Source organism: Azospirillum sp. UENF 312511, assembly GCF_058780635.1.
On record NZ_JBSNCG010000003.1, the window covers coordinates 879,581 to 900,433 of the forward strand.

Consider the following 20,853-nt stretch of genomic DNA (forward strand, 5'->3'; position numbering starts at 1 on the left):
CAGTCCGGCACCCTGTCAGGGCCATGCGCGCCGCCGGTGCTTCCGGCCACAGCGTCCCACCCGGCCCACCCAGGCCACCCGGCGTTCCGGCCGATGCCCACACGGGAAGACGCCATACGGGAGGTGTGCATGCCCCATTCACAGATCCAGACGGCCCGCTGCGCTGCGCTGGTCGGCCCCTATCTCAGCGGCAAGACATCGCTTCTGGAAAGCCTGTTGTCCGCCGCCGGGGCGACCACGCGCAAGGGCAGCGTCCGCGACGGCAACGCGGTCGGCGACAGCTCCCCCGAGGCCAAGGCCCGGCAGATGAGCGTCGAGGTCAACGTCGCCTCCTTCGAGTTCCTGGGCGAACGCTGGAGCGTGCTCGACTGCCCCGGCTCGGTGGAGCTGGCCTGCGAGACGCAAAGCGCCCTGATGGTGGCGGACGTCGCCGTGATCGTGGCGGAGGCCGCACCGGAAAAGGCCGTGCTGCTCGCCCCCCTGTTCAAGTTCCTCGACGACAACCGCATCCCCCACCTGCTGTTCATCAACAAGGTGGACAGCTTGGGCGACCTGCGGGTGCGCGACGTGGTGCAGGCCTATCAGGCGGTGTCGGCGCGCAAGCTGGTGCTGCGCGAGGTGCCGATCCGCGAGGGCGGGAAGATCACCGGCTTCGTCGATCTGGTCAGCGAGCGCGCCTGGCACTTCAACCCGCACAAGCCGTCCAACCTCGTCCAGATCCCCGACAGCCTGAAGGACCGCGAGCACGAGGCGCGGCAGGAGATGCTGGAGGCGGTGGCCGACTATGACGACGCGCTTCTGGAAAAGCTGCTGGAGGACGTCGCCCCCGACACCCAGGAGGTCTACGACCGACTGGCCAGCGAACTGGCCGACGACCTGATCGTGCCGGTCTTCTTCGGCTCGGCGGAGAACGACAACGGCATCCGCCGCCTGCTGAAGGCGCTGCGCCACGAGGGGCCGGACGTCGCCACCTCGGCGGAGCGCGCCGGCATCCCGGCAGACGCCACGGTGGCCGCCCAGGTCTTCAAGACGCTGAACGGCTCGCACGCCGGCAAGATCAGCCTCGTCCGGGTCTGGCGCGGCACGGTCAACGACGGCATGACGCTGGGCGGGGAGCGGGTGTCCGGCGTCTTCCGCATGATGGGCCACAATCAGGAGAAGCTGTCCCAGGCGGCGGCCGGCGAGGTGGTGGCGCTCGGCCGGCTCGACAAGGCGGCGACCGGCGACCTGCTGACCGACAAGGGCAACGCCGGCCGGTCGGCGCTGTGGCCGGAGCTGCCGCCACCCGTCTTCGGCCTCGCCCTGCACGCCCAGAACCGCAACGATGAGGTGAAGCTGACCGCGGCCATCCAGAAGCTGGTCGAGGAGGACCCGTCCCTGCGTCTGGACCAGTCCACCGACACCGGCGAGCTGGTGCTGTGGGGCCAGGGCGACATCCATCTCCAGATCGCCATGGACCGGCTGCGCAACAAGTTCAACGTCACCGTCAAGGGCGTGCCGCCGCAGGTCCCCTACCGCGAGTCGATCCGCAAGGGCACGGCCCACCACGCCCGTTTCAAGCGGCAGACCGGCGGCCACGGCCAGTTCGCCGACATCCATGTCGAGGTCAAGCCGCTGCCCCGCGGCACCGGCTTCCAGTTCGAGGACGGCATCGTCGGCGGCGTCGTGCCGCGCCAGTTCATCCCGGCGGTGGAGACCGGCGTGCGCGACTACGCGGTGCGCGGGCCGCTGGGCTTCCCCGTGGTGGATTTCGCGGTACGGCTGACCGGCGGGCAGTTCCACGCCGTGGACAGCTCCGAGATGGCCTTCAAGACGGTGGCCCGGCAGGCGATGACCGAGGCGCTGCCGGCCTGCGAACCGGTGCTGCTGGAGCCGATCCTGACCGTCTCCATCGCCGTGCCCAGCGACTTCACCTCGAAGGTGCAGCGGCTGGTCAGCGGGCGGCGCGGGCAGATCCTCGGCTACGACGCGCGCCCCGGCTGGCAGGGCTGGGACGAGGTGAAGGCCTATCTGCCGCAGGCCGAGATGCACGACCTGATCGTCGAGCTGCGCTCCCTGTCGCTCGGCGTCGGCACCTTCACCTGGAGCTTCGAACGGCTGCAGGAACTGACCGGCAAGGCCGCCGACAAGGCGGTGGAGATCCGCAAGGAGACGCTGGCCGCGCAATAAATCCTCGAATTCCCTCTCCCGCTCCTTTCCGGGAGCGGGAGAGGGGGTCGTTTTCGGTTCAATCCGGTCGATTCAACCTGTCCGTGGCCCCTCCGCATCCCCACGTGTCAGCCGACCGAATTAATTGACCGTATACGAAAGGAATGGCGCGCCATGGATGCTCACAGGCAACCCGCCGGCCGGCGCCCGGCAGCCTTCATCCGCAACTTCATGAGCAACGAGGCGTCGGGCGGCATCCTGCTGATGGTGGCCGCGGCGCTGGCTCTGGTGGTGGCGAACTCCCCCCTCTCCGCCGCCTATTTCGACACGCTGCACACTTACATCCTCGGGCTCAGCATCGGCCATTGGATCAACGATGGCCTGATGGCGATCTTCTTCCTGCTGGTCGGGCTGGAGATCAAGCGGGAGATGCTCGACGGCCAGCTGTCCACTTGGTCGTGCCGCATCCTGCCGGGCGTCGCCGCGGCGGGGGGCATGCTGGTGCCGGCGCTGGTCTATCTGGCCTTCAACGCCGGCAACCCGGCCACGGTCAACGGCTGGGCCATCCCGGCGGCGACCGACATCGCCTTCGCGCTCGGCGTGCTGTCGCTGCTTGGGCCGCGCGTTCCGGTCTCGCTGAAGATCTTCCTGACCGCCCTGGCGATCATTGACGACCTGGGCGCGGTCATCATCATCGCCCTGTTCTACACCGCCGACCTGTCCCTGCCCGCGCTCGGCGTGGCGGCACTGCTCCTGGTGGCGCTGATCGGCCTGAACCGGTTCGGCGTGCGCAGCCTCGTGCCCTATCTGGTCCTCGGCGCGGGCTTGTGGGGCACGGTTCTGCTGTCGGGCGTGCACGCGACGCTGGCCGGCGTGACCCTGGCCCTGACCATCCCGCTGCGTCCCGCCTCCGGCGCGGCGGCGGACCCGCATGCGCCGCTGCTGCGGCTGGAGCACTGCATCCACCCCTGGGTCGCCTTCCTGATCGTGCCGGTCTTCGGCTTCGCCAACGCGGGCGTGTCCTTCGCCGGGATGGACGCCTCGATCCTCACCGGCCCGCTGCCGCTGGGCATCGCGCTTGGCCTGTTCCTCGGCAAGATGGTCGGCGTGTTCGGCACCGCCTGGCTGACCATCCGGCTGGGCTTCGCCGGCATGCCGGCCGGCGCCACCACCGCGCAGCTCTACGGCGTCGCCCTGCTGTGCGGCATCGGCTTCACCATGAGCCTGTTCATCGGCGCGCTGGCCTTCCCGACCTCGCCGGAGCTGGGCGACGCGGTGAAGGTGGGCGTCTTCGCCGGGTCGATTCTGTCGGCGACGGCGGGCGCCCTGGTCCTGCGGCTGGTCTCGACCAAGGACGCCGCGCCGGCCCTGCACGCCGCGGGGGCCGACCGCCGCGCGTGAGCGGAGGGGCCTCCGGGCCCCCTCGCCTGCCCCCCAACTCGCATCGGCCGTGAAGGTCGGCGCCGTCAGGGGTGGATCATCAAGGGTGATAGTTCTGGTCCGGGGGCTGGCCGGGGGCCATCGCGACGACCGCCCCGGAGGCCTGGGTGCTCCAGTCGTTCAGCTTGGAAATCCAGGCGTTGCCCGCGATCTTGGTCCAGCCATTGCCATTCCATTTGTAGTGGACATGGGCGCGCACCGTGATCGGGTCCGTGCCCTCGACGGCGACGTTCGGCCATTGGATGGTCAGGGTGTATTGGTAGCCCAGCTTGGCCCAGTCCGCCTGTGGCACCTTCACGAAGATGGGATTGCCATCGTCGGGACCCGGATTGGCCAGAAGGGAGGTGGCTGCGGCGGTTTTCCGCCGGGTCGGTGGGACGTAAGGCATCGTCGGGATGCTCCTGATCGTTGTTCTCCAAAGGCGACGCCGGCGATGACGGCGCGGCCCCATACCACAGACGACCACACGCACAAGGCGTGAAAGCCCCTTCGATCCCGCGCACAAGAAAAGGGCCGGGGGCTTTCGCCCCCGGCCCTTTTTCGACGACCGGTCAAATGCCGCCGGAGATCAGTCCCTCAGATTGCCGCAGGCGCGCTGGATGCGCTTGCAGGCCTCTTCCAGGGCCTCGGTGCTGGTCGCGTAGGAGATGCGGAAGTGCGGAGCGAGGCCGAAGGCCGAACCCTGGACGACCGCCACACCTTCCGACTCCAGCAGGTAGGTGACGAAATCCTCGTCGGTCTCGATCACCTTGCCGTCCGGCGTCGTCTTGCCGATGGTGCCGGCGCAGGACGGGTAGACGTAGAAGGCGCCTTCCGGCTTCGGGCAGGAGATGCCCTTGGCCTGGTTCAGCATCGACACCACCAGATCGCGGCGCTGGGCGAACACCGCGGCGCGCTCCGCGATGAAGTCCTGCGGGCCGTTCAGCGCCTCGACGGCGGCGGCCTGGGCGATCGAGGTCGGGTTGGAGGTCGACTGGCTCTGGATCACGCCCATCGCCTTGATCAGCGCCTTCGGGCCGCCGGCGTAGCCGATGCGCCAGCCGGTCATGGCGTAGGACTTCGACACGCCGTTGACGGTCAGCGTGCGGTCATACAGCGCCGGCTCGACCTGGGCCGGGGTCACGAACTCGATGCCGTCGTAGAGCAGGTGCTCATACATGTCGTCGGTCATCACCCAGACCTGCGGGTGCTTCACCAGCACGTCGGTCAGGGCCTTCATCTCGTCGCGCGTGTAGGCCGCGCCCGACGGGTTGGACGGGGAGTTCAGGATCAGCCACTTGGTCTTCGGCGTGATCGCCTTTTCCAGGTCGGCGGGCTGCAGCTTGAAGCCCTGCTCGGCCGGGCAGGAGACGAAGACCGGCGTGCCTTCCGCCAGCTCCACCATGTCCGGGTAGGACACCCAGTAGGGGGCCGGGATGATGACCTCGTCGCCGGCGTTCAGCGTCGCCATCAGGGCGTTGTACAGCACCTGCTTGCCGCCGACGCCGACCGTGATCTGGTCGGGCGCGTAGGTCAGGCCGTTCTCGCGCTCGAACTTGGCGCAGATGGCCTTCTTCAGCGCGGGCGTGCCGTCCACGGCGGTGTACTTGGTGTCGCCGGCCTGGATGGCCTTGATGGCGGCGTCCTTGATGTTGTCGGGGGTGTCGAAGTCCGGCTCGCCGGCGCCGAGGCCGATGACGTCGCGACCGGCCGCCGCAAGCTCGCGGGCTTTCTGGGTGACGGCGATGGTCGGCGAGGGCTTGATGCGCGACAGACGGGACGCGATGATCGACATGGCGTACTGGCCCCTATGACGAAGGTGGCGGAAGGTTGGGGTGAGAACTTGGTATGACCGCGCGAACGCGACGCGGGACCTTACTTCCGCCTTATTGCTCTTGCAAGCCGATCACTCCCCGGCGGGGCGGTTTCCCGGCAGACGGACGCATCGTACGGCGCAAAGGCCGGATGCTGCACCGCACAGGCCCGGCTTGACAGCCCGCGCCGCGGACGGGGTATCTTACCTCTTTCTAATCAAACCCATCATCCGGAGGATCTGCATGCTCACCCGCGTCACGCTGGCCGCCACGGCCGCCCTGCTCCTCGTCGGCGGCACGGCGATGGCCCAGGATTCGATCAAGGCGCGCAAGGACGGTTTCCAGACCAGCAAGAACGCGATGGCCGAGATCAAGGACCTGCTGGGGAGCGACAAGGTCGCCCAGGTCGGCCCGGCCGCCCAGCGCATGAGCGCCTTCGCCGCCCAGATCCCCACCCTGTTCCCGGCGGGCAGCGACAAGGGCGACACCAAGGCCAAGGCCGACATCTGGGCGAACAACGCCGACTTCACCGCCAAGGCCCAGGCCTACGAGGCGGCCGCCAAGGGGCTGGAAGCCGCCGCGGCGTCCGGCGACAAGGCTGCCACCGCCAAGCAGTTCGCCGCCGTGGGCGGCGCCTGCAAGGCCTGCCACGAGCGCTACCGCGCCGACTGATCCGGCCGGTCCGCAAACACGTCCTTCCCCGCCGCTTGCGGGGAAGGACCCTTGCGGCGGGCCTCAGCCCGCCTGCACCACCGCCGCCACCAGCCCGGCCGCCGCGGCCAGCACCGCCAGGGCCAGAGTGGCCGGACGACGCTTCGGCGAATCGACCGGCGCATCCACCGGAATCGCCTTCCGCCCCGTGACCATCGGGCGGATCAGATTGTCCCGCTTGACGACCAGATAGGCCAGCACGGCCAGCACATGCACGCCGATCAGGATTAGGATTCCGTCGGCCAGGATGCGGTGCAGCGTGCTGAACCCCGCCACGACACTCCCCGACGCCAGCGCCACCAGCGGCCCGTCCACCAGGATGTCGTCGGAGGTGAAGAGGCCGGCCACCGCCTGGAGCGTCAGCGCCCCCAGCAGCGCCAGCACCATCAGCCCGCCCATAGGGTTGTGCCCGACGACCGGCTCCGGCTCGGTGCCGCCGCGCCCGGCGCGGAGCATTCCGCAGGCGTAGGCGAGGACGGCGCGCGGCCCCTTCACGAAATGGCTGAAGCGCGCCGTCTGGCTGCCGATCAGCCCCCAGACGAGCCGGAACAGCAGGAGCGCCAGGATCGCCTCCCCCGCCAGCATGTGGATGGTCATGCGGTCGGTCTTGGCGGAGACCACCGCAACCGTCACCAGAAGGACCAGGCTCCAATGAAACAGGCGCGTCGGCAAGTCCCAGACTGCCACCTCGCGCCGGGCCTTCGTCCGATTTGTGGTATTACCAACAACCATGAATCACCCCTCGCTTCGTCTGTTCTTCCTTAGACTATGCCCCAAGGCGGTGCCGTTTGCCCACCTTTCGGAAAAAAAGCGACAATCAGGGGGAAGAGCGGCGGTACAGCACTGTCATTGCACTTGAAGAACCGGGCCGACGACGGATATGACGTACTCAAAAATCCGTCCCAACCCCGTCCAATCAAGGATGCCCGCGTCATGCCCGACAAGCAGCTTCTCCACCTCGTCTTCGGCGGTGAACTCGTCCGTCCCGATTCCGACCAGTTCGTGGACCCGACGAAGGTCCATATCGTGGGCATCTTCCCCAACTACGACGAGGCGTACAAGGCGTGGCGCGGCGCCACCGGGATGACCATCGACGACGCCCACACCCGCTACTTCATCGTGCACCTGCACCGGCTGCTCGATCCGTCGGCGGACGGGCACAAGCACGGTTGACGGACGACCGCAACCGGCGGCGCGGGGAACCCTCTGCGCCGCCGCTGCGTTGAGGCCCCCCGATGGCGGTCTTCTTCACCAGCGACACGCATTTCGGCCACGCCGGCGCGCTCAGCCGCTTCCGCCGCCCCTTCGCGTCGGTCGCGGACATGGACGAGGCCATGGCGGCCAACTGGAACGCCACGGTCGGTCCGGACGACGAGGTCTGGCACCTCGGCGACTTCGCCCTGCACCGCAAGCCGGACGCGATGGCGGCGCTTCTGGAGCGCCTGCACGGCACCAAGCACCTGATCACCGGCAACAACGACGGCCCCGCCACCCTGGCCCTGCCCGGCTGGGCGAGCGTGCAGCCCTACACGGAACTGCTGCTGGACGAGCGGCGGCTGGTGCTGTGCCATTACGCCTTCCGCACCTGGAATGGCATGTACAAGGGTGCGCTGAACCTGCACGGCCACAGCCACGGCCAGCTGAAGGGCATGCCCCGGCAAATCGACGTCGGCGTGGATGTGTGGGATTTCCGCCCGGTCACCGTCCATGAGATCCTGGCCTCGCGGCACCGGACGAAGAAAGGGGAATAGTCCACGCGACACCCGCCGTTGCCGTCCGCAAGGAAAGGCCGACGCAGCGGCTTGTTGAGAAAAGTCGCTCATTCCTGTCCTGCTGCCCTGTCCTCCTGCCCTATCCTGCCGCGATGGCCGCGCCCCGTCCGCGTCGCGGAATTGTCGAAAAAGCTCACCCGGGACGAAGCGCGCGCTTGACGTCGGGCATAAATCCTATTTTTCTATAGGGAATATATATTATAAATACGTCATTGGATTGTTGTTATGAAGCGCCGCAGTCCTCCCGGCGCCGCTGGCCGCTCTGCCCTGACCTGCCCCCCCCTTTCTCCCAGACGGAGCCTCGCTTCATGCCGGACACCCTCGTTTCCGCCGAATCTCCCCTTGCCGGTCTTCCGGACGACCTCGTGCCGGCCGCCGAACGCCTGTTCCTGAACGCCCGCACGCCGCAGTCCTGGTCGGACCGCCCGGTCCCGGTGGAGACGCTGCACCGGCTTTACGAACTGGTCCGGCTGGCACCGACCGCCTTCAACGGCAGTCCGGCGCGTTTCGTCTTCCTGACGACGCCGGAGGCCAAGGAACGACTGCGCCCGGCGCTGAGCCGCGGGAACCTGTCCAAGCTGGCCGCCGGAGTCATTGCCATCGCCGCCTACGACCGCCGCTTCACCGAACATCTGCCGGTGCTGAGCCCGCATTTCGACCCGACGCCGCTGTTCGCCAACGATCCCGCCCTGACGGAGGCAACCGCCTTCCGCAGCGGCACGCTCCAGGCCGGCTACCTGATCCTGGCCGCCCGGCTGCTGGGGCTGGACGCCGGGCCGATGTCGGGGTTCGACGCCGACGCGGTGGACCGGGAGTTCTTCCCCGACGGGCGCCTGCACGCCAACATCCTCGTGGCGCTCGGCCATGCCGAGGGGCCGCCGGCCCGTCCCCGCGCACCGCGCCTGGACCTGTCCCAGGCCGTGACGATCCTGTGAGCCAACCGCGGGACGAGGGCGCACGCCATGACCGTTCCCACCGGGGTGCGGCGCCCGGAGAAGGTGTGAGCCCCCCTGCCGTCTTGCGTCCGCTAGCGCAGGCGCCGGCGGCGGACCTCGCCCGCGTGCGCTTCGTGCTGACCGACATGGACGACACGCTGACCCACCGCGGCCGCCTGTCCGCCCGCACCTACGACGCCATCGAGCGGTTGCGGGACGCCGGGCTTCCGGTGTTGCCGGTGACCGCGGCCCCCGCCGGCTGGGCCGACCAGATGGCCCGCATGTGGCCGGTGGACGGGGTGATCGCCGAGAACGGCGGCCTGTTCCTGCGCCCCACCCCGGACGGCGACGCCGAGCGCCGCTTCTGGCACGGGGAGGCGGAGCGGGCGGCGGCCGCGGAACGGCTCGACCGGCTGTCGCACACCATTCGCGAGGCGTTGCCGGGGGTGGAACCGGCGAGCGACCAGCCCTTCCGCCTGACCAGCCTCGCCTTCCGCGCGCCGGAGGATGCCGGATTGCGGGCGGCCCTGGCCGCACGCTTCCGCGAGGCCGGGGCGGACGTGACGGTCAATTCGCTGTGGGTGCTGGGCTGGATCGGCGGCTACGACAAGCTGACCATGGCCCGTCGTGTGCTGCGCGAGACCCACGGCCTGGACATCGACGCCGCCGCCGATGCGGTCGCCTACGCCGGCGATTCGCTCAACGACGCGCCGATGTTCGCCCATTTCCCGCTGTCGGTCGGCGTCAGCACGGTGGCCGGCATCCTGCCCAAGCTCTCCGCGCCGCCCGCCTGGATCACCCGCGGCCCCGGCGGCGACGGCTTCGTGGAGCTGGCCGACGCGTTGCTGGCCGCCCGCGGCGCGGTCCGCTGACGCGCAGCGGGGTCGCGATGCTTCCCACCAACCTCGACATGGACGTGCTGCGGGCGCTGGTCATCGCCATGGAGCATGGCGGATTCGCCCGCGCCGCCGAGCGGCTGGGCCGCACCCAGTCGGCGATCAGCCTCCAGATGAAGAAGCTGGAGGAGCAGGTCGGCCAGCCGCTGTTCCGCAAGGCGGGCCGCACGGTGGCGCTGACCGACGCCGGGGATCTGCTGCTGGGCTACGCCCGCCGCCTCGTCGCCCTGAACGACGAGGCGCTGTCCGCCGTGCGCGGGCGGGCGATGGACGGCACCGTGCGGGTCGGCTTCCCGCAGGATCTGGCGGAACGCTGGCTGCCCGCCGTGCTTGGCTCCTTCCACCGCGCCCATCCGCGCATCCATGTGGAGGCGCAGGTGGGCCGCGGGCGCGAACTGCGCGAGAGGGTCGCACACGGAGCGCTCGATCTGGCTTTGGCCTTCGGTGAGATCGGCGACACGCCCGGCATTCCCGGTGCGGCGGCGCTCGCCCACCTGCCGGTGGTCTGGGTGGCGCCGAAGGGATTCCGGGGCGATCCGGAAACCTCCCTGCCGCTCGCCCTGCTCGACGCGCCCTGCATGTTCCGCCAGCACGGGATCGAACGGCTGGACGGCGGCGGGCGGCCCTGGCGCATCACCTTCACCAGCCCCAGCCTGTCCGGATTGTGGGCGGCGGTCGAAGCCGGGCTGGGGGTGACCGTCCGCACCCCGCTGGGCCTGCCGGACACGCTGTCGATCCTCGAACCGGACGGAGCATTGCCGGCGCTCGGCACGGTGCCGCTGGAACTGCACCGCGCGCCGTCCGCGGCCAGCCCCGCGGTGGACCGGCTGTGCGGAATTCTCACCGAATCCCTGGGCGCGATGCTGGCCGGCGCCCGATCGAAAAAACAACACTAGACATTCGTTGCTTGAGAATTTCTGAACAATCCTGTTTGTGTTTTTTGTTTTTCCTATTTCCTCAATAGGAATAGGCTTTTCCCGTAGCGCCAACCCTGGCCGGCTTCGGGAGGCATCATGACGGCAGCCACCGTGAAACAGCCGGGACGTTCGTCCCGCGCCGCCGCGTTCGCGGCGGGCCTGCGCCGTTGCGCGGTGCCTCTGGCCCTGCTGGCGCTGTGGCAGACCAGCGTCGGGCTCGGCTGGATTTCCACCCGCTCCATCCCGTCGCCCACCCAGATCCTGCTGGCCTTCTGGGAACTGACGGCCAGCGGCGAGCTGGCGGTTCATCTGCTGGTGTCGCTGGGCCGGGTCAGCGCCGGGCTGGCCATCGGCGTGTCGGTCGGCACGGTTTGCGCCTTGGTTGCCGGTCTGTCGAAGCGGGGAGAGGACGCGCTGGACGCCCTGCTCCAGATGCTGCGCACCTTGCCCCATCTGGCGCTGGTGCCGCTGTTCATCCTGTGGTTCGGCATCGGCGAGGCGCCGAAGATCGCCCTGGTCGCGCTCGGCTCCGCCTTTCCAATCTACCTGAACCTGTTCGCCGGCATCCGCACGGTCGACGCCAAGGTGGTGGAGGCGGTGTCCACCCTCGGCCTCACCCGCCGGGAGCTGATCGCCCTCGTCATCCTGCCGGGGGCGCTGCCCTCCTTCCTGACCGGCCTGCGCTACGCCCTCGGCGTGGCGTGGCTCAGCCTGGTGGTGGGGGAGCAGATCAACGCCTCCAGCGGCATCGGCTATCTGGCGATGACCGCCCGCGACTTCCTGCGCACCGACGTGATCATCGTCGCCCTGATCGTCTACGCCATCCTGGGGCTGCTCGCCGACCTGATCGTCCGGTTGATCGAGCGGTCGGCCCTGGTTTGGCGCCCCGCCTTCATCAAGGAGTGACCCTCCATGAGCCACAGCCTTCCGCAAACCGCCGCTCCCGAGACCGAAGCCGTCGTGACGGTTCGCGGCCTGGTCCGTGGCTTCGGCAACGGCAACGTGCTGGACGGCCTGTCGCTGGATCTTCAGCCGGGGTCCTTCACCGCCCTGCTGGGCCGGTCCGGCTGCGGCAAGTCCACGCTGCTGCGCACGCTGGCGAAGCTGGACCCGGCGCCGCACGGCACGGTCACGCTGCCCGACGAGCGCGCGGTGGTGTTCCAGGAGCCGCGGCTGGTCCCCTGGATGCCGGTTCTGCGCAACGTCACGCTGGGGCTGCGCCATGCCGACGCGGAAGCCCGCGGCCTCGCCGCCCTGGCGGAGGTCGGGCTGTCCCACCGCACCCGCGCCTGGCCGCTGACCCTGTCGGGCGGCGAGGCGCAGCGGGCGGCGCTGGCCCGCGCGCTGGTGCGGGAGCCGCGCCTGCTGCTGCTCGACGAGCCCTTCGCGGCGCTCGACGCGCTGACCCGCCTGCGCATGCAGGGGCTGGTCGAAACGCTGTGGCGCGCCCATGCCCCGGCGATCCTTCTGGTGACCCACGACGTGGACGAGGCGTTGCTGCTGGCCGACCGCGCCCTGGTGATGGCCGACGGCCGGATCGCCGCCGACATCCCGGTCCCGCTCGCCCGCCCGCGCCGCCACGGCAACCCCGGATTCATCGCGCTGCGCAGCCGCCTGCTCTCCGAACTCGGCATCGACGAGGAGCATCTCGCCGGGCAGGAGCCACAGCGCACCGCAACCGATTCCAGATCGGCGGCGCCCGGCGTGGCCGTGGGCGGCTACGCCCTGCCGGCGGGAGCCGTCGCCGCCGCCTCCCACTGACTCCCAAACCGCGGGACTCCCGACCCATGCCGTTCGACCCGACCACCGCTTCCGTTTCCCATTCCCTGTCCGGCGTCGGGCGGCGCAGCCTGCTGCGCGGTGCGGCCGGAGCCTGCGGCGCCCTGGCGCTGGGCGGCCTGCCCGCCCCCTCGCGCGCCGCCTCCGGCCCGACGCCGGAAACCGTGCTCCGCATCGCCGACTACAAGGCGCTGGATGGGCTGGCGCTGGAGGCGTCCGGCCAGTTGCCGACACCCTTCCGGTCGCAGTTCGCCGAGTTCGGCTCCGGCAACCTGATCGTGGAGGCGATCAACGCCGGTTCCATCGACGTGGGGTCGAGCAGCGAGATCCCGCCCGCCTTCGGCATCGCCGCCGGGGCGCGCCTGTCCATCGTCGCCGTCGTCAAGGACGACGTGAACTGGCAGGTGGTGCTGGTTCCGCCAGACAGCCCGATCCGCTCGGTCGCCGATCTGAAGGGCAAGCGCGTCGGCTATGTCCGCGCCACCACCACGCAATATTACCTCGCCAAGATGCTGGGCGAGGTCGGGCTGCGCTTCACCGACATCCAGCCGGTCGCCCTGACCCCGGCGGAAGGACAGGCCGCCTTCGAACAGGGCGCGCTCGATGCCTGGGCGATCTACGGCTATTCCGTGCCCTTCGCCATCAAGAAGGGGGCGCGGGTCCTCGTCACCTCCAACGGCTATCTGTCGGGCAACTACCTGTATCTCGCCTCGCCCGACGCGCTGGCCGAGCCGGGCAAGGCGGCGGCCATCGGGGAGTATTTCCTGCGGCTGCGCCGCGCCTTCGCCTGGCGCGCCGCCAATCTGGAGCGCTGGGCGCAGGTCCATTCCGCGGCCATCGGCGTCTCCGCCGAGATCGACCTGGAAATCCTCCGGAAGAATTCGCGCCAGCGCGACCTCGCGCCGATCACCGACGCCGACGTCGCCTCGGCCCAGAACGTCGCCGACACCTTCCACGAGCTGGGCGTGCTGCCCAGGCGGATCGACATCGCCCCGGCCTTCGACCGCCGCTTCAACGACATCCTGTCGCGTCCGCTCAGCTGACCGGACGCCCCCCAATCCCACCCCATCGCCACGCACTTGAAGGGATCGCCCCCATGACCGTTTCAGCCCCCGCTTCCGCCCACCCGTTGCGCTTCGTCGGCTTCGTCGGCAACCACAATGCGTCGGAGATCATTCCGCGCCAGGGACCGGTGGTCGACCGCGACTACATCGAGACGGTCGCCAAGGCCCATGAGCTGGGCGGCTTCGATGCGGTGCTCCAGGCCTTCCATTCCGACGCGCCGGACAGTCTCCAGGTCAGCCAGCACATCACCGGCGTGACCGACCGGCTGGGCGTGCTGATCGCCCACCGCCCCGGCTTCCAGGCGCCGACCATCCTGGCCCGCCAGTTCGCCACGCTCGACCAGCTGAGCCGGGGCCGCGTCGCCATCAACGTCATCACCGGGGCCGAGCGCAGCGAGCTGGCGCGCGACGGCAACGGCGTGGAGGACAAGGACGACCGCTACGCCCGCACGTCGGAGTTCCTCGACATCGTGCGCGCCGAATGGACCAGCGAGACGCCCTTCGACTACGAGGGCAAATACTACCGCGTCGAGCAGGCCTTCTCGCAGGTGAAGCCCTACAACGCCTCGGGCATCCCGGTGTGGATCGCCGGCGCGTCGCAGGCCGCCATCGACGTGGCGGGGCGCCACGCCGACACCTTCGCCCTGTGGGGAGAGACCCACGAGCAGGTGCGCGAACTGCTGGGCCGCGTGCGCGCCGCCGTCGCCAAGGCGGGCCGTCCGCAGCCGGCCTTCAGCCTGTCGCTGCGCCCGATCCTGGCCGACACCGAGGAGGCCGCCTGGGCCAAGGCCGACGCCATCTATGAGAAGGCCAAGGCGCTGCTGGACAAGACCGGCTTCCGCCGCGGCGAGCTGCCCAACAACGAGGGCGCCCGCCGCCTGATCGCCATCGCCGATGCCGCCGCTGACAAGGGCCACCGCCACGACAAGCGGCTGTGGACCGCCATCGCCGGGCTGACCGGGGCCAAGGGCAACTCCACCTCGCTGGTCGGCACGCCGGATCAGGTGGCCGACGCGCTGCTGGATTATTACGACCTCGGCATCACCACCTTCCTGATCCGCGGCTTTGACCCGCTGCCCGACGCCATCTCCTATGGCCGGGAGCTGCTGCCGCGCGTCCGCCAGCTGGTGGCCGAGCGCCGGCAGGCCCAAGCCGTCGCGGCGGAGTGAGGGTGCGGTGGCGGGCACGGGCCGGTCGCCGGTCGTCCTCAACCAGATCGGCGCCCTGGTGGGGGAGCGGATCGCCGCCCACCCGTCGCGCCCGACGGTGCTGCGGCACGAGGACGGCCGTCCGCCCTGGGACATCCCGGACGGGGTGGAGGTGCTGTTGACGCGCCCGCTGATCGGCTGGGACTCGGCGCCCGCCGCACGCCCCGCCGGCTGGGGGCGGGGGCTGCGCTGGATACAGTCGGGCTCCACCGGCATGGACGTCTATCCGCCCTGGCTGCTGGACGGGGCGCCGCTGGTCACCTGCGCCCGCGGCGTCTCCGCCGTGCCCATCGCCGAATATGCGCTGGCCGCCGTGCTGGCCTTCGAGAAGCGGTTCGACGCCGTGCGCCTGCGCGGACCGGAGGACTGGCGGCGGGAGACGCTGGGCGGCCTGTCGGGCCGGCGGCTGGGGCTGGCCGGCTTCGGCGCCATCGGACAAGCGGTGGCGGAGCGGGCGCGGGCCTTCGGCCTGTCCATCGGCGCCGTGCGGCGGTCCGGCTGGACCGGGTCAGAGACGGAGCCGGAGGTGGAGCCCTTCGACCGGCTCGAAGACCTCATCGCGGTCAGCGACCATCTGGTGCTGGCCCTGCCGCTGACCGCCGCCACCCGCGGCGTGGTCGGCGCCGATCTGCTGGCGCGGGCCAAGCCGGGACTGCATCTGGTCAACGTCGCGCGCGGCGCGCTGGTCGATCAGGAGGCCCTGCTGGCCGCCATCGAGGCGGGGCGGATCGCCGGTGCCACCCTGGACGTGACCGAGCCGGAACCACTGCCCGCCGGCCATCCCTTCTACCGCCATCCGGCCATCCGCCTGACGCCGCATCTGTCCTGGTCCGCCCCGGACGTGGAGCCGCGGCTGGCCGAGCGAATCCTGGCCAACCTGGACGCCTACGCGCGCGGCGCGGCGCTGCGCGACGTGGTGAACGTCCAGGCCGGCTACTGACCCCATTCCCCCGAGGAGCGTCCTTCCGATGACCCACATCCAGCCCCGCCCCCGCAAGTTCTGGCCGCCCGTCGATCCGGTCACCCACACCAGCGTCGAGGAGGAGCGGCAGCACCGCAAGCAGCGGCTGGCCGCCACCTTCCGGCTGTTCGGGCGCTACGGCTACGACAAGGGGCTGGCCGGCCACGTCACCGCCCGCGACCCGGAGCATCACGACCGCTTCTGGATCAACCCGCTGGGCCAGCACTTCAGCACCATCCGGGTGTCCGACCTGCATCTGGTGGACATCGACGGCAACGTCCTGCACGGCGACCGCGCCATCAACCAGGCCGGCTTCACCATCCATTCGGCCATCCACCGCTCCCGCCCCGACGTGGTGGCCGCCGCCCACACCCATTCGACCTACGGCAAGGCGTGGTCGTCGCTCGGGCGGCCGTTGGCCCCGCTGAGCCAGGACGCCGCGGCCTTCTACGAGGATCAGGTGATCTTCGACCCCTACACCGGCGTCGTGCTGACCGAGGGCGAGGGCCGGCGGCTGGTCGAGGCGCTGGGCGACCGCAAGCTGGCGATCCTGAAGAACCACGGCCTGCTCACCCTCGGCCCGAGCGTGGAGGCGGCCGCCTGGTGGTTCATCAGCGCCGAGGACGCCGCCCAAACCCAGCTTCTGGCGGAAGCCGCCGGCACGCCGCAGCCCATCGACCACGAGACCGCCCTGCTGACCCGCTCGCAGGTCGGCACCCAGCAGGGCGGCGCCTACAACTTCCACCCGCTGTGGGAATGGATCGTCGCGGCGGAGCCCGACCTGCTCGACTGACCTTGAGCCCCTCTCCCGCCCCGGGAGAGTGTGCCCGCGAAGCGGGCGGGTGAGGGTCGTCCGAGGAGCAAGACACGTCATCCTCGGCGGCACCCTCACCCTCCCACGCTGACGCGTGGGCCCCTCCCTCTCCCGGGGCGGGAGAGGGGATACCAACCGCCCGCCCCCGTTCCTCCGCAAAGGCTCCCGCACCATGACCGCAAAGCCCGCCTTTCCCCTTCTCAGCCGCCGCGGCGTGATCGCCGCCGGCGCCGTTGGCGCCGTGGCGCTGTCCGCTCCCTTCGTCCTGCGCCGCCGCGCGCTGGCGGCGGAACCGCTCCGCCTGTCCTGGAACGCGGGGGCCGTCTGCTTTTCCGCCGTGCCTCTGGCCTTCAAGCTGGACCTGTTCAGGAAGCACGGGCTGGAGGTCGACCTGATCAACTTCACCGGCTCCACCGACCAGCTTCTGGAGGCCATCGCCACCGCCAAGGCGGACGCCGGGGTCGGCATGGCGCTGCGCTGGCTGAAACCGCTGGAACAGGGCTTCGACGTGAAGATCTCGGCGGGCCTGCATGGCGGCTGCATGCGGCTGATCGGGTCCAGGGCGGCGGGTGTGAACACCGTGCTCGACCTGCCGGGCAAGACCATCGGCGTCAGCGACATGGCCAGCCCGTCGAAGAACTTCTTCTCCATCGTCCTGTCCAAATTCGGCATCGATCCGGCCAAGGACGTCGAATGGCGCCAGTATCCCGCCGACCTGCTGGGGCTGGCGGTGGAGAAGGGCGAGATCCAGGCGCTGGCCGATGGCGACCCGCTGGTCTGGCGCCACACCCAGGACCCCAATCTCGTGGAGATCACCAACAACGTCTGCGGCGAGTACTCCACCCGCACCTGCTGCCTCGTTGGGGTGCGCGGCAGCCTGCTGCGTGACAACCGCCCGGCGGCCAAGGCCCTGACCGCGGCGCTGATCGAGGCGCAGCACGCCGCCTACGCCGACCCGCGGGCCGCCGCCGCGGCCTATGCCCCCTTCGCCCCGAAATTCCCGGCGGAGGATCTGGAGGCGATGCTGCGCAGCCACGCCCACAACGTCACCCCCGTCGGCGACGCGCTGCGCCAGCAGCTTGCCCTCTACACCGACGAGCTGAAGAGCGTCTCGGTCATCAAGCGCGGGACCGACAGCCAGCGCTTCGCCGGACGCATCACGGTGGATCTCGTCTGACCGCCGTCGCCGTCCAGTTTCCCTTCTCGCAGCGGACCGACCCGACATGCCCCCCGACACGCTCCATGCCGACTTTTCCTTCCAGCCCGCGCTACTCGGCGAGGCAGTCCCCGCCCCGGTGGTGGACGAGGCCGAGATTGCGGCGCTGGCCGCCCGCTTCGCCCTTCGCGCCGCGGAGCACGACGCCGCCGCCAGCTTCCCCTTCGAGAATTTCGAATGGCTGCGGGAGGCGGGGCTGCCGGCGCTGATCGTTCCGACGCCGCTGGGCGGCAAGGGCGGCGGGCTGAGGGACGCGTTGGCCGTGGTCGGCGGGCTCGCGCGGGGGGAACCGTCCACCGCCCTGGTGCTGGTGCTGCAATACGCCATCCTCAACCAGATCCAGCGCGGCGCCGGCTGGCCGGAGCCTCTGCGCGACCGCATCCTTCGCAGCGCCGTGACCGAGGGCGCCATCATCAACCTGCTGCGGGTCGAGCCGGAACTGGGCACCCCCCACCGCGGTGGCCTGCCGGCCACCGTGGCGCGCCGGGTGCCGGGGGGCTGGCGGATTTCCGGGACCAAGCTCTACTCCACCGGGCTGCCGGTGCTCTCCTGGCTCGGCGTCTGGGCGCGCACGGACGACGACGAGCCGCTGGTCGGCACCTGGGTGGTGCCGCGCGGCGACGGCCTCGCCGAGCAGGGCATCGAGGTGCGGGAAAGCTGGAACCACATCGGCATGCGGGCCAGCGGCAGCCACGAGGTGATCTTCCACGACACCTTCGTTCCCGACGACCATGTCGGCGAACGGCGCCCCGCCGCCGGCTGGACGATGCCCGACCCGGTCGGCTCCGCCTGGCTGTCCACCCTGTTCAGCGGCGTCTACGACGGCATCGCCCGCTCGGCGCGGGACTGGCTGACCGGCTTCCTGCACGCCCGCAAGCCGACGGCGCTGGGCGGCGCCCCGCTGGCGACCGTGCTCCGCCTTCAGGAGGCGCTGGGTGCCATCGAGGCGCTGCTGCTGACCAACAGGGTGCTTCTGCGCTCGCTGTCGGCCTCGGTGGACGTCGGGACCGTCCCGCCGGCCAGCGACAGCTTCCTGGTCAAACACACGGTGACCAACAACGCGATCGACGCGGTCGCCAAGGCGCTGGAGATCACCGGCAATCCCGGCCTGTCCCGCGACAACCCCCTGGAACGTCACCACCGCGACGTGCTGTGCGCCCGCGTCCATGCCCCCCAGAACGACATGATCCTGACCAGCGCCGGGCGCGCCGCCCTGGCCCGCTCCGCCCCGTGATCCGGTAAAAATGATCCGGTAAAAGATGGGGGGCACGGCCGGGCGCGCCCCCCGGCTCGATTCCTCAGATCACGAAGTCGCCGCGCTCCTTCTGGCGCCGCGCGTGCTCGGCGGCCAGCCGGTCGAGGGTGGCCGCGGCGGCCTGCGGCGCCTCCGGGCGGCCCAGCAGATAGCCCTGGATCAGGGTGCAGCCGTTGGCGGCCAGCCAGGCGAGCTGCTCCGGCGTCTCCACCCCCTCGGCCACCAGGGTCATCGACAGGCTGCGGGCAAGGCCGATGATGGCGCGGGCCACCGCCTGCCCGCTGGCGTTCTCCCGCCCCGCGTCGCCCAGGTTGCGGGTGAAGGAACCGTCCATCTTCAGAATGTCGAAGGGCAGGTTGTTCAGATAGCTGAGGCTGGAGTAGCCGGTGCCGAAATCGTCGAGCGCCAGCCGCACCCCCAGCTCCTTCAAGCGGGTCAGGACCTGGCGACTGAAGGCCATGTCCTCGATCAGCAGCCCTTCGGTGACCTCCAGGACCAGCCGCGACGGTTCGATCCCGGTGGCGGCCAGGACGCCGCGCACGTTGTCGACCAGCGCCGGATCGCGAAGCTGGCGGGGCGACAGGTTGACGGCGAACTCCAGTTCGCCGTGTCCCTCCTCCTGCCATCGGCGCAACTGGCGGCAGGCGGTCTCCAGCACCCAGCGCCCGATGGGAAGGATCAGCCCGCTGTCCTCGCACAGGGGGATGAAGGTGGACGGGGGGACCGGCGCGCCACCGGCGGGGTTCCAGCGCAACAGCGCCTCCACACCCACCGGACGGCCCCCCGCGGCCTCGGTCAGCGGCTGGTAGACCAGATGGAACTCCCCGCGCTCCAACGCCCCGGCCAGCAGGCTGCGCAGCCGCGCCCGTTCCACCGTGGCCGCCATCATCGCCGGGTCGTAGCGGCAGACCGTGCCGCCGCCCTGCTCCTTGGCGCGGTACATCGCCAGATCGGCCATGCGCATCAGCTCCTCCACCCCGTTGCCGTGGTCGGGATGGCGGGCGATGCCGATGCTGACGCTCACGCGATGGCGCACGCCGCCCAGCGGAAAGGGATCGGCGGTGACGCGGGCCATCCGGTCGAGCAGGTCCGTCACCTCGCCGCCGTCGCGCTCCTCCACCAGGATCGCGAACTCGTCGCCTCCCAGGCGGGCGGCGGTGACCATCGGGCCAAGGACAGCGTCGGACAGCGCCTCGCGCAGGCGGCGGGCGATCCCGGCCAGCAACTCGTCCCCCGCGGCGTGGCCGAACTGGTCGTTCACCTCCTTGAAGCCGTCGAAGTCGAGCAGCAGCAGCGACAGGCCACCGCCCGACCGCCGCACGGTCGCCATGGCCCGTTCCAGCGCCTGATGGAACTGCACGCGATTGGGAAAGCCGGTCAGCGGGTCGAAGTGGGCCAGCCAGGCCATGCGGTCCTCCGCCGCCTTGACCTGGGTGATGTCGCGAAAGACCAGCACGCCGCCGACAGAGACTCCGTTCTCCATCAGGGGCCGGGCGTTCACCCGCAGCCACACTCCGGAACCGCCGGGCGGCGGGGCGAGATAGAGGCTTTCCCGCTCCATCGCGCCACCCCGGATGGCGCGGCCCATCGGCCAGGAGGCCGGCGGGCACGGGGTGGTTCCGTCGGCCAGCCGCAGGCGCGGTCCGAACAGCGTGTCGAAGGCCGCACCGGTGAGCGGCCCGAACACCGCCTCCGCCGCCGGGTTGGCGGTGATGATCCGGCCATCCGGACCGGCGACGCACACCCCCTCCGCCATGTTGTCGAGAACGAGGCGCAGGATCGGCATCAGGCCGGCATCTCTTGGCTGCGCCTCATGGATGGAGGCGTATCGTACGGATGTGTGCGGCATGAATCCCACCATTCACGGCTGAATTACACCATTCCGAAGAAGGCAATTATTATCAATGGTGTTTATTCGAATAAAAATACAATAATTATTAGTTC

General features: G+C 70.2%; 20 protein-coding genes. 16 read left to right on the top strand and 4 right to left on the bottom strand.

From position 1 onward, the window contains the following. Nucleotides 1–129 precede the first annotated feature (129 nt). Nucleotides 130–2,169 (top strand): elongation factor G, encoded by a 2,040-nt coding sequence (locus tag ACWPN7_RS15490; protein ID WP_456524832.1) that lies wholly within the window; start codon nt 130–132, stop codon nt 2,167–2,169. A 153-nt stretch (nt 2,170–2,322) separates the two neighbouring features. Beyond that, nucleotides 2,323–3,549: a Na+/H+ antiporter NhaA gene (gene nhaA, locus ACWPN7_RS15495; RefSeq protein ID WP_459196886.1), complete on the top strand. Its 1,227-nt coding sequence runs from the start codon at nt 2,323–2,325 to the stop codon at nt 3,547–3,549. A gap of 79 nt (nt 3,550–3,628) precedes the next feature. On the opposite strand, the gene ACWPN7_RS15500 is transcribed toward nhaA, so the two are convergent. Together ACWPN7_RS15500 and ACWPN7_RS15505 are read right to left on the bottom strand one after the other, a co-directional pair. Further along, a complete protein-coding gene (locus ACWPN7_RS15500; protein WP_200775932.1) occupies nt 3,629–3,976 on the bottom strand; it encodes a hypothetical protein in 348 nt (115 codons plus the stop codon). Nucleotides 3,977–4,156: 180 nt separating this feature from the next. Further along, entirely contained in the window at nt 4,157–5,362 is a 1,206-nt protein-coding gene (locus ACWPN7_RS15505; protein WP_103040243.1) for an aspartate transaminase, read from the bottom strand. A 262-nt stretch (nt 5,363–5,624) separates the two neighbouring features. On the opposite strand from ACWPN7_RS15505, the gene ACWPN7_RS15510 reads away from it, so the two are divergent. Continuing rightward, nucleotides 5,625–6,053: a c-type cytochrome gene (locus tag ACWPN7_RS15510; protein WP_038529411.1), complete on the top strand. Its 429-nt coding sequence runs from the start codon at nt 5,625–5,627 to the stop codon at nt 6,051–6,053. 63 nt (nt 6,054–6,116) lie between these two features. Here the strand turns inward: ACWPN7_RS15510 and ACWPN7_RS15515 are convergent, their stop codons facing one another. Beyond that, nucleotides 6,117–6,764, bottom strand: a complete 648-nt coding sequence (locus tag ACWPN7_RS15515) for a cytochrome b/b6 domain-containing protein (protein ID WP_451991210.1) — start codon at nt 6,762–6,764, stop codon at nt 6,117–6,119. Nucleotides 6,765–7,025: 261 nt separating this feature from the next. Here ACWPN7_RS15515 and ACWPN7_RS15520 point away from each other — a divergent pair, with 261 nt between their 5' ends. The 13 genes from ACWPN7_RS15520 (at nt 7,026) to ACWPN7_RS15580 (ending at nt 18,888) form a co-directional block, all read left to right on the top strand. Then, complete coding sequence (locus ACWPN7_RS15520) at nt 7,026–7,265, top strand: DUF4170 domain-containing protein (protein ID WP_014241380.1); 240 nt, start codon at nt 7,026–7,028, stop codon at nt 7,263–7,265. Between the two features lie 62 nt (nt 7,266–7,327). Next, complete coding sequence (locus tag ACWPN7_RS15525; protein ID WP_451991208.1) at nt 7,328–7,843, top strand: metallophosphoesterase family protein; 516 nt, start codon at nt 7,328–7,330, stop codon at nt 7,841–7,843. A gap of 329 nt (nt 7,844–8,172) precedes the next feature. Beyond that, on the top strand, nt 8,173–8,799 hold the full coding sequence (locus ACWPN7_RS15530) for a malonic semialdehyde reductase (protein WP_103040247.1): 627 nt from the start codon (nt 8,173–8,175) through the stop codon (nt 8,797–8,799). A gap of 65 nt (nt 8,800–8,864) precedes the next feature. Continuing rightward, on the top strand, nt 8,865–9,671 hold the full coding sequence (locus tag ACWPN7_RS15535) for an HAD family hydrolase (protein ID WP_459196885.1): 807 nt from the start codon (nt 8,865–8,867) through the stop codon (nt 9,669–9,671). A gap of 17 nt (nt 9,672–9,688) precedes the next feature. Then, nucleotides 9,689–10,591, top strand: a complete 903-nt coding sequence (locus ACWPN7_RS15540) for a LysR substrate-binding domain-containing protein (protein ID WP_459196884.1) — start codon at nt 9,689–9,691, stop codon at nt 10,589–10,591. 117 nt (nt 10,592–10,708) lie between these two features. Then, nucleotides 10,709–11,518: an ABC transporter permease subunit gene (locus tag ACWPN7_RS15545; protein ID WP_459196883.1), complete on the top strand. Its 810-nt coding sequence runs from the start codon at nt 10,709–10,711 to the stop codon at nt 11,516–11,518. 6 nt (nt 11,519–11,524) lie between these two features. Further along, complete coding sequence (locus ACWPN7_RS15550) at nt 11,525–12,373, top strand: ABC transporter ATP-binding protein (protein ID WP_459196882.1); 849 nt, start codon at nt 11,525–11,527, stop codon at nt 12,371–12,373. 26 nt (nt 12,374–12,399) lie between these two features. Then, nucleotides 12,400–13,434 carry an ABC transporter substrate-binding protein gene (locus tag ACWPN7_RS15555; protein WP_459196881.1) on the top strand — a complete coding sequence of 345 codons (1,035 nt, stop codon included), beginning with the start codon at nt 12,400–12,402 and terminating at the stop codon, nt 13,432–13,434. 53 nt (nt 13,435–13,487) lie between these two features. Continuing rightward, nucleotides 13,488–14,624, top strand: coding sequence for an LLM class flavin-dependent oxidoreductase (locus tag ACWPN7_RS15560; protein ID WP_459196880.1), 1,137 nt, complete (start codon nt 13,488–13,490; stop codon nt 14,622–14,624). Nucleotides 14,625–14,631: 7 nt separating this feature from the next. After that, nucleotides 14,632–15,603, top strand: a complete 972-nt coding sequence (locus tag ACWPN7_RS15565; protein WP_459196879.1) for a D-isomer specific 2-hydroxyacid dehydrogenase family protein — start codon at nt 14,632–14,634, stop codon at nt 15,601–15,603. Nucleotides 15,604–15,631: 28 nt separating this feature from the next. After that, nucleotides 15,632–16,417 (top strand): class II aldolase/adducin family protein, encoded by a 786-nt coding sequence (locus ACWPN7_RS15570; protein WP_145702822.1) that lies wholly within the window; start codon nt 15,632–15,634, stop codon nt 16,415–16,417. A 193-nt stretch (nt 16,418–16,610) separates the two neighbouring features. Beyond that, nucleotides 16,611–17,615: an ABC transporter substrate-binding protein gene (locus ACWPN7_RS15575; protein WP_459196878.1), complete on the top strand. Its 1,005-nt coding sequence runs from the start codon at nt 16,611–16,613 to the stop codon at nt 17,613–17,615. A gap of 46 nt (nt 17,616–17,661) precedes the next feature. Next, on the top strand, nt 17,662–18,888 hold the full coding sequence (locus ACWPN7_RS15580) for an acyl-CoA dehydrogenase family protein (protein ID WP_459196877.1): 1,227 nt from the start codon (nt 17,662–17,664) through the stop codon (nt 18,886–18,888). A gap of 64 nt (nt 18,889–18,952) precedes the next feature. On the opposite strand, the gene ACWPN7_RS15585 is transcribed toward ACWPN7_RS15580, so the two are convergent. Next, complete coding sequence (locus ACWPN7_RS15585) at nt 18,953–20,758, bottom strand: putative bifunctional diguanylate cyclase/phosphodiesterase (RefSeq protein WP_459196876.1); 1,806 nt, start codon at nt 20,756–20,758, stop codon at nt 18,953–18,955. Between the last annotated feature and the right edge of the window lie 95 nt (nt 20,759–20,853).

What these genes read in the sequence shown, in the direction of transcription:
- ACWPN7_RS15510 (WP_038529411.1), top strand. Translation starts at nt 5,625, where the DNA reads ATGCTCACCCGCGTCACGCTGGCCGCCACGGCCGCCCTGCTCCTCGTC.
- ACWPN7_RS15545 (WP_459196883.1), top strand. Translation starts at nt 10,709, where the DNA reads ATGACGGCAGCCACCGTGAAACAGCCGGGACGTTCGTCCCGCGCCGCC.
- ACWPN7_RS15575 (WP_459196878.1), top strand. Translation starts at nt 16,611, where the DNA reads ATGACCGCAAAGCCCGCCTTTCCCCTTCTCAGCCGCCGCGGCGTGATC.
- ACWPN7_RS15500 (WP_200775932.1), bottom strand. Translation starts at nt 3,976, where the DNA reads ATGCCTTACGTCCCACCGACCCGGCGGAAAACCGCCGCAGCCACCTCC.
- ACWPN7_RS15585 (WP_459196876.1), bottom strand. Translation starts at nt 20,758, where the DNA reads ATGCCGCACACATCCGTACGATACGCCTCCATCCATGAGGCGCAGCCA.
- ACWPN7_RS15540 (WP_459196884.1), top strand. Translation starts at nt 9,689, where the DNA reads ATGCTTCCCACCAACCTCGACATGGACGTGCTGCGGGCGCTGGTCATC.
- ACWPN7_RS15505 (WP_103040243.1), bottom strand. Translation starts at nt 5,362, where the DNA reads ATGTCGATCATCGCGTCCCGTCTGTCGCGCATCAAGCCCTCGCCGACC.
- ACWPN7_RS15580 (WP_459196877.1), top strand. Translation starts at nt 17,662, where the DNA reads ATGCCCCCCGACACGCTCCATGCCGACTTTTCCTTCCAGCCCGCGCTA.
- nhaA (WP_459196886.1), top strand. Translation starts at nt 2,323, where the DNA reads ATGGATGCTCACAGGCAACCCGCCGGCCGGCGCCCGGCAGCCTTCATC.
- ACWPN7_RS15560 (WP_459196880.1), top strand. Translation starts at nt 13,488, where the DNA reads ATGACCGTTTCAGCCCCCGCTTCCGCCCACCCGTTGCGCTTCGTCGGC.
- ACWPN7_RS15520 (WP_014241380.1), top strand. Translation starts at nt 7,026, where the DNA reads ATGCCCGACAAGCAGCTTCTCCACCTCGTCTTCGGCGGTGAACTCGTC.
- ACWPN7_RS15550 (WP_459196882.1), top strand. Translation starts at nt 11,525, where the DNA reads ATGAGCCACAGCCTTCCGCAAACCGCCGCTCCCGAGACCGAAGCCGTC.
- ACWPN7_RS15525 (WP_451991208.1), top strand. Translation starts at nt 7,328, where the DNA reads ATGGCGGTCTTCTTCACCAGCGACACGCATTTCGGCCACGCCGGCGCG.
- ACWPN7_RS15555 (WP_459196881.1), top strand. Translation starts at nt 12,400, where the DNA reads ATGCCGTTCGACCCGACCACCGCTTCCGTTTCCCATTCCCTGTCCGGC.
- ACWPN7_RS15530 (WP_103040247.1), top strand. Translation starts at nt 8,173, where the DNA reads ATGCCGGACACCCTCGTTTCCGCCGAATCTCCCCTTGCCGGTCTTCCG.
- ACWPN7_RS15490 (WP_456524832.1), top strand. Translation starts at nt 130, where the DNA reads ATGCCCCATTCACAGATCCAGACGGCCCGCTGCGCTGCGCTGGTCGGC.
- ACWPN7_RS15570 (WP_145702822.1), top strand. Translation starts at nt 15,632, where the DNA reads ATGACCCACATCCAGCCCCGCCCCCGCAAGTTCTGGCCGCCCGTCGAT.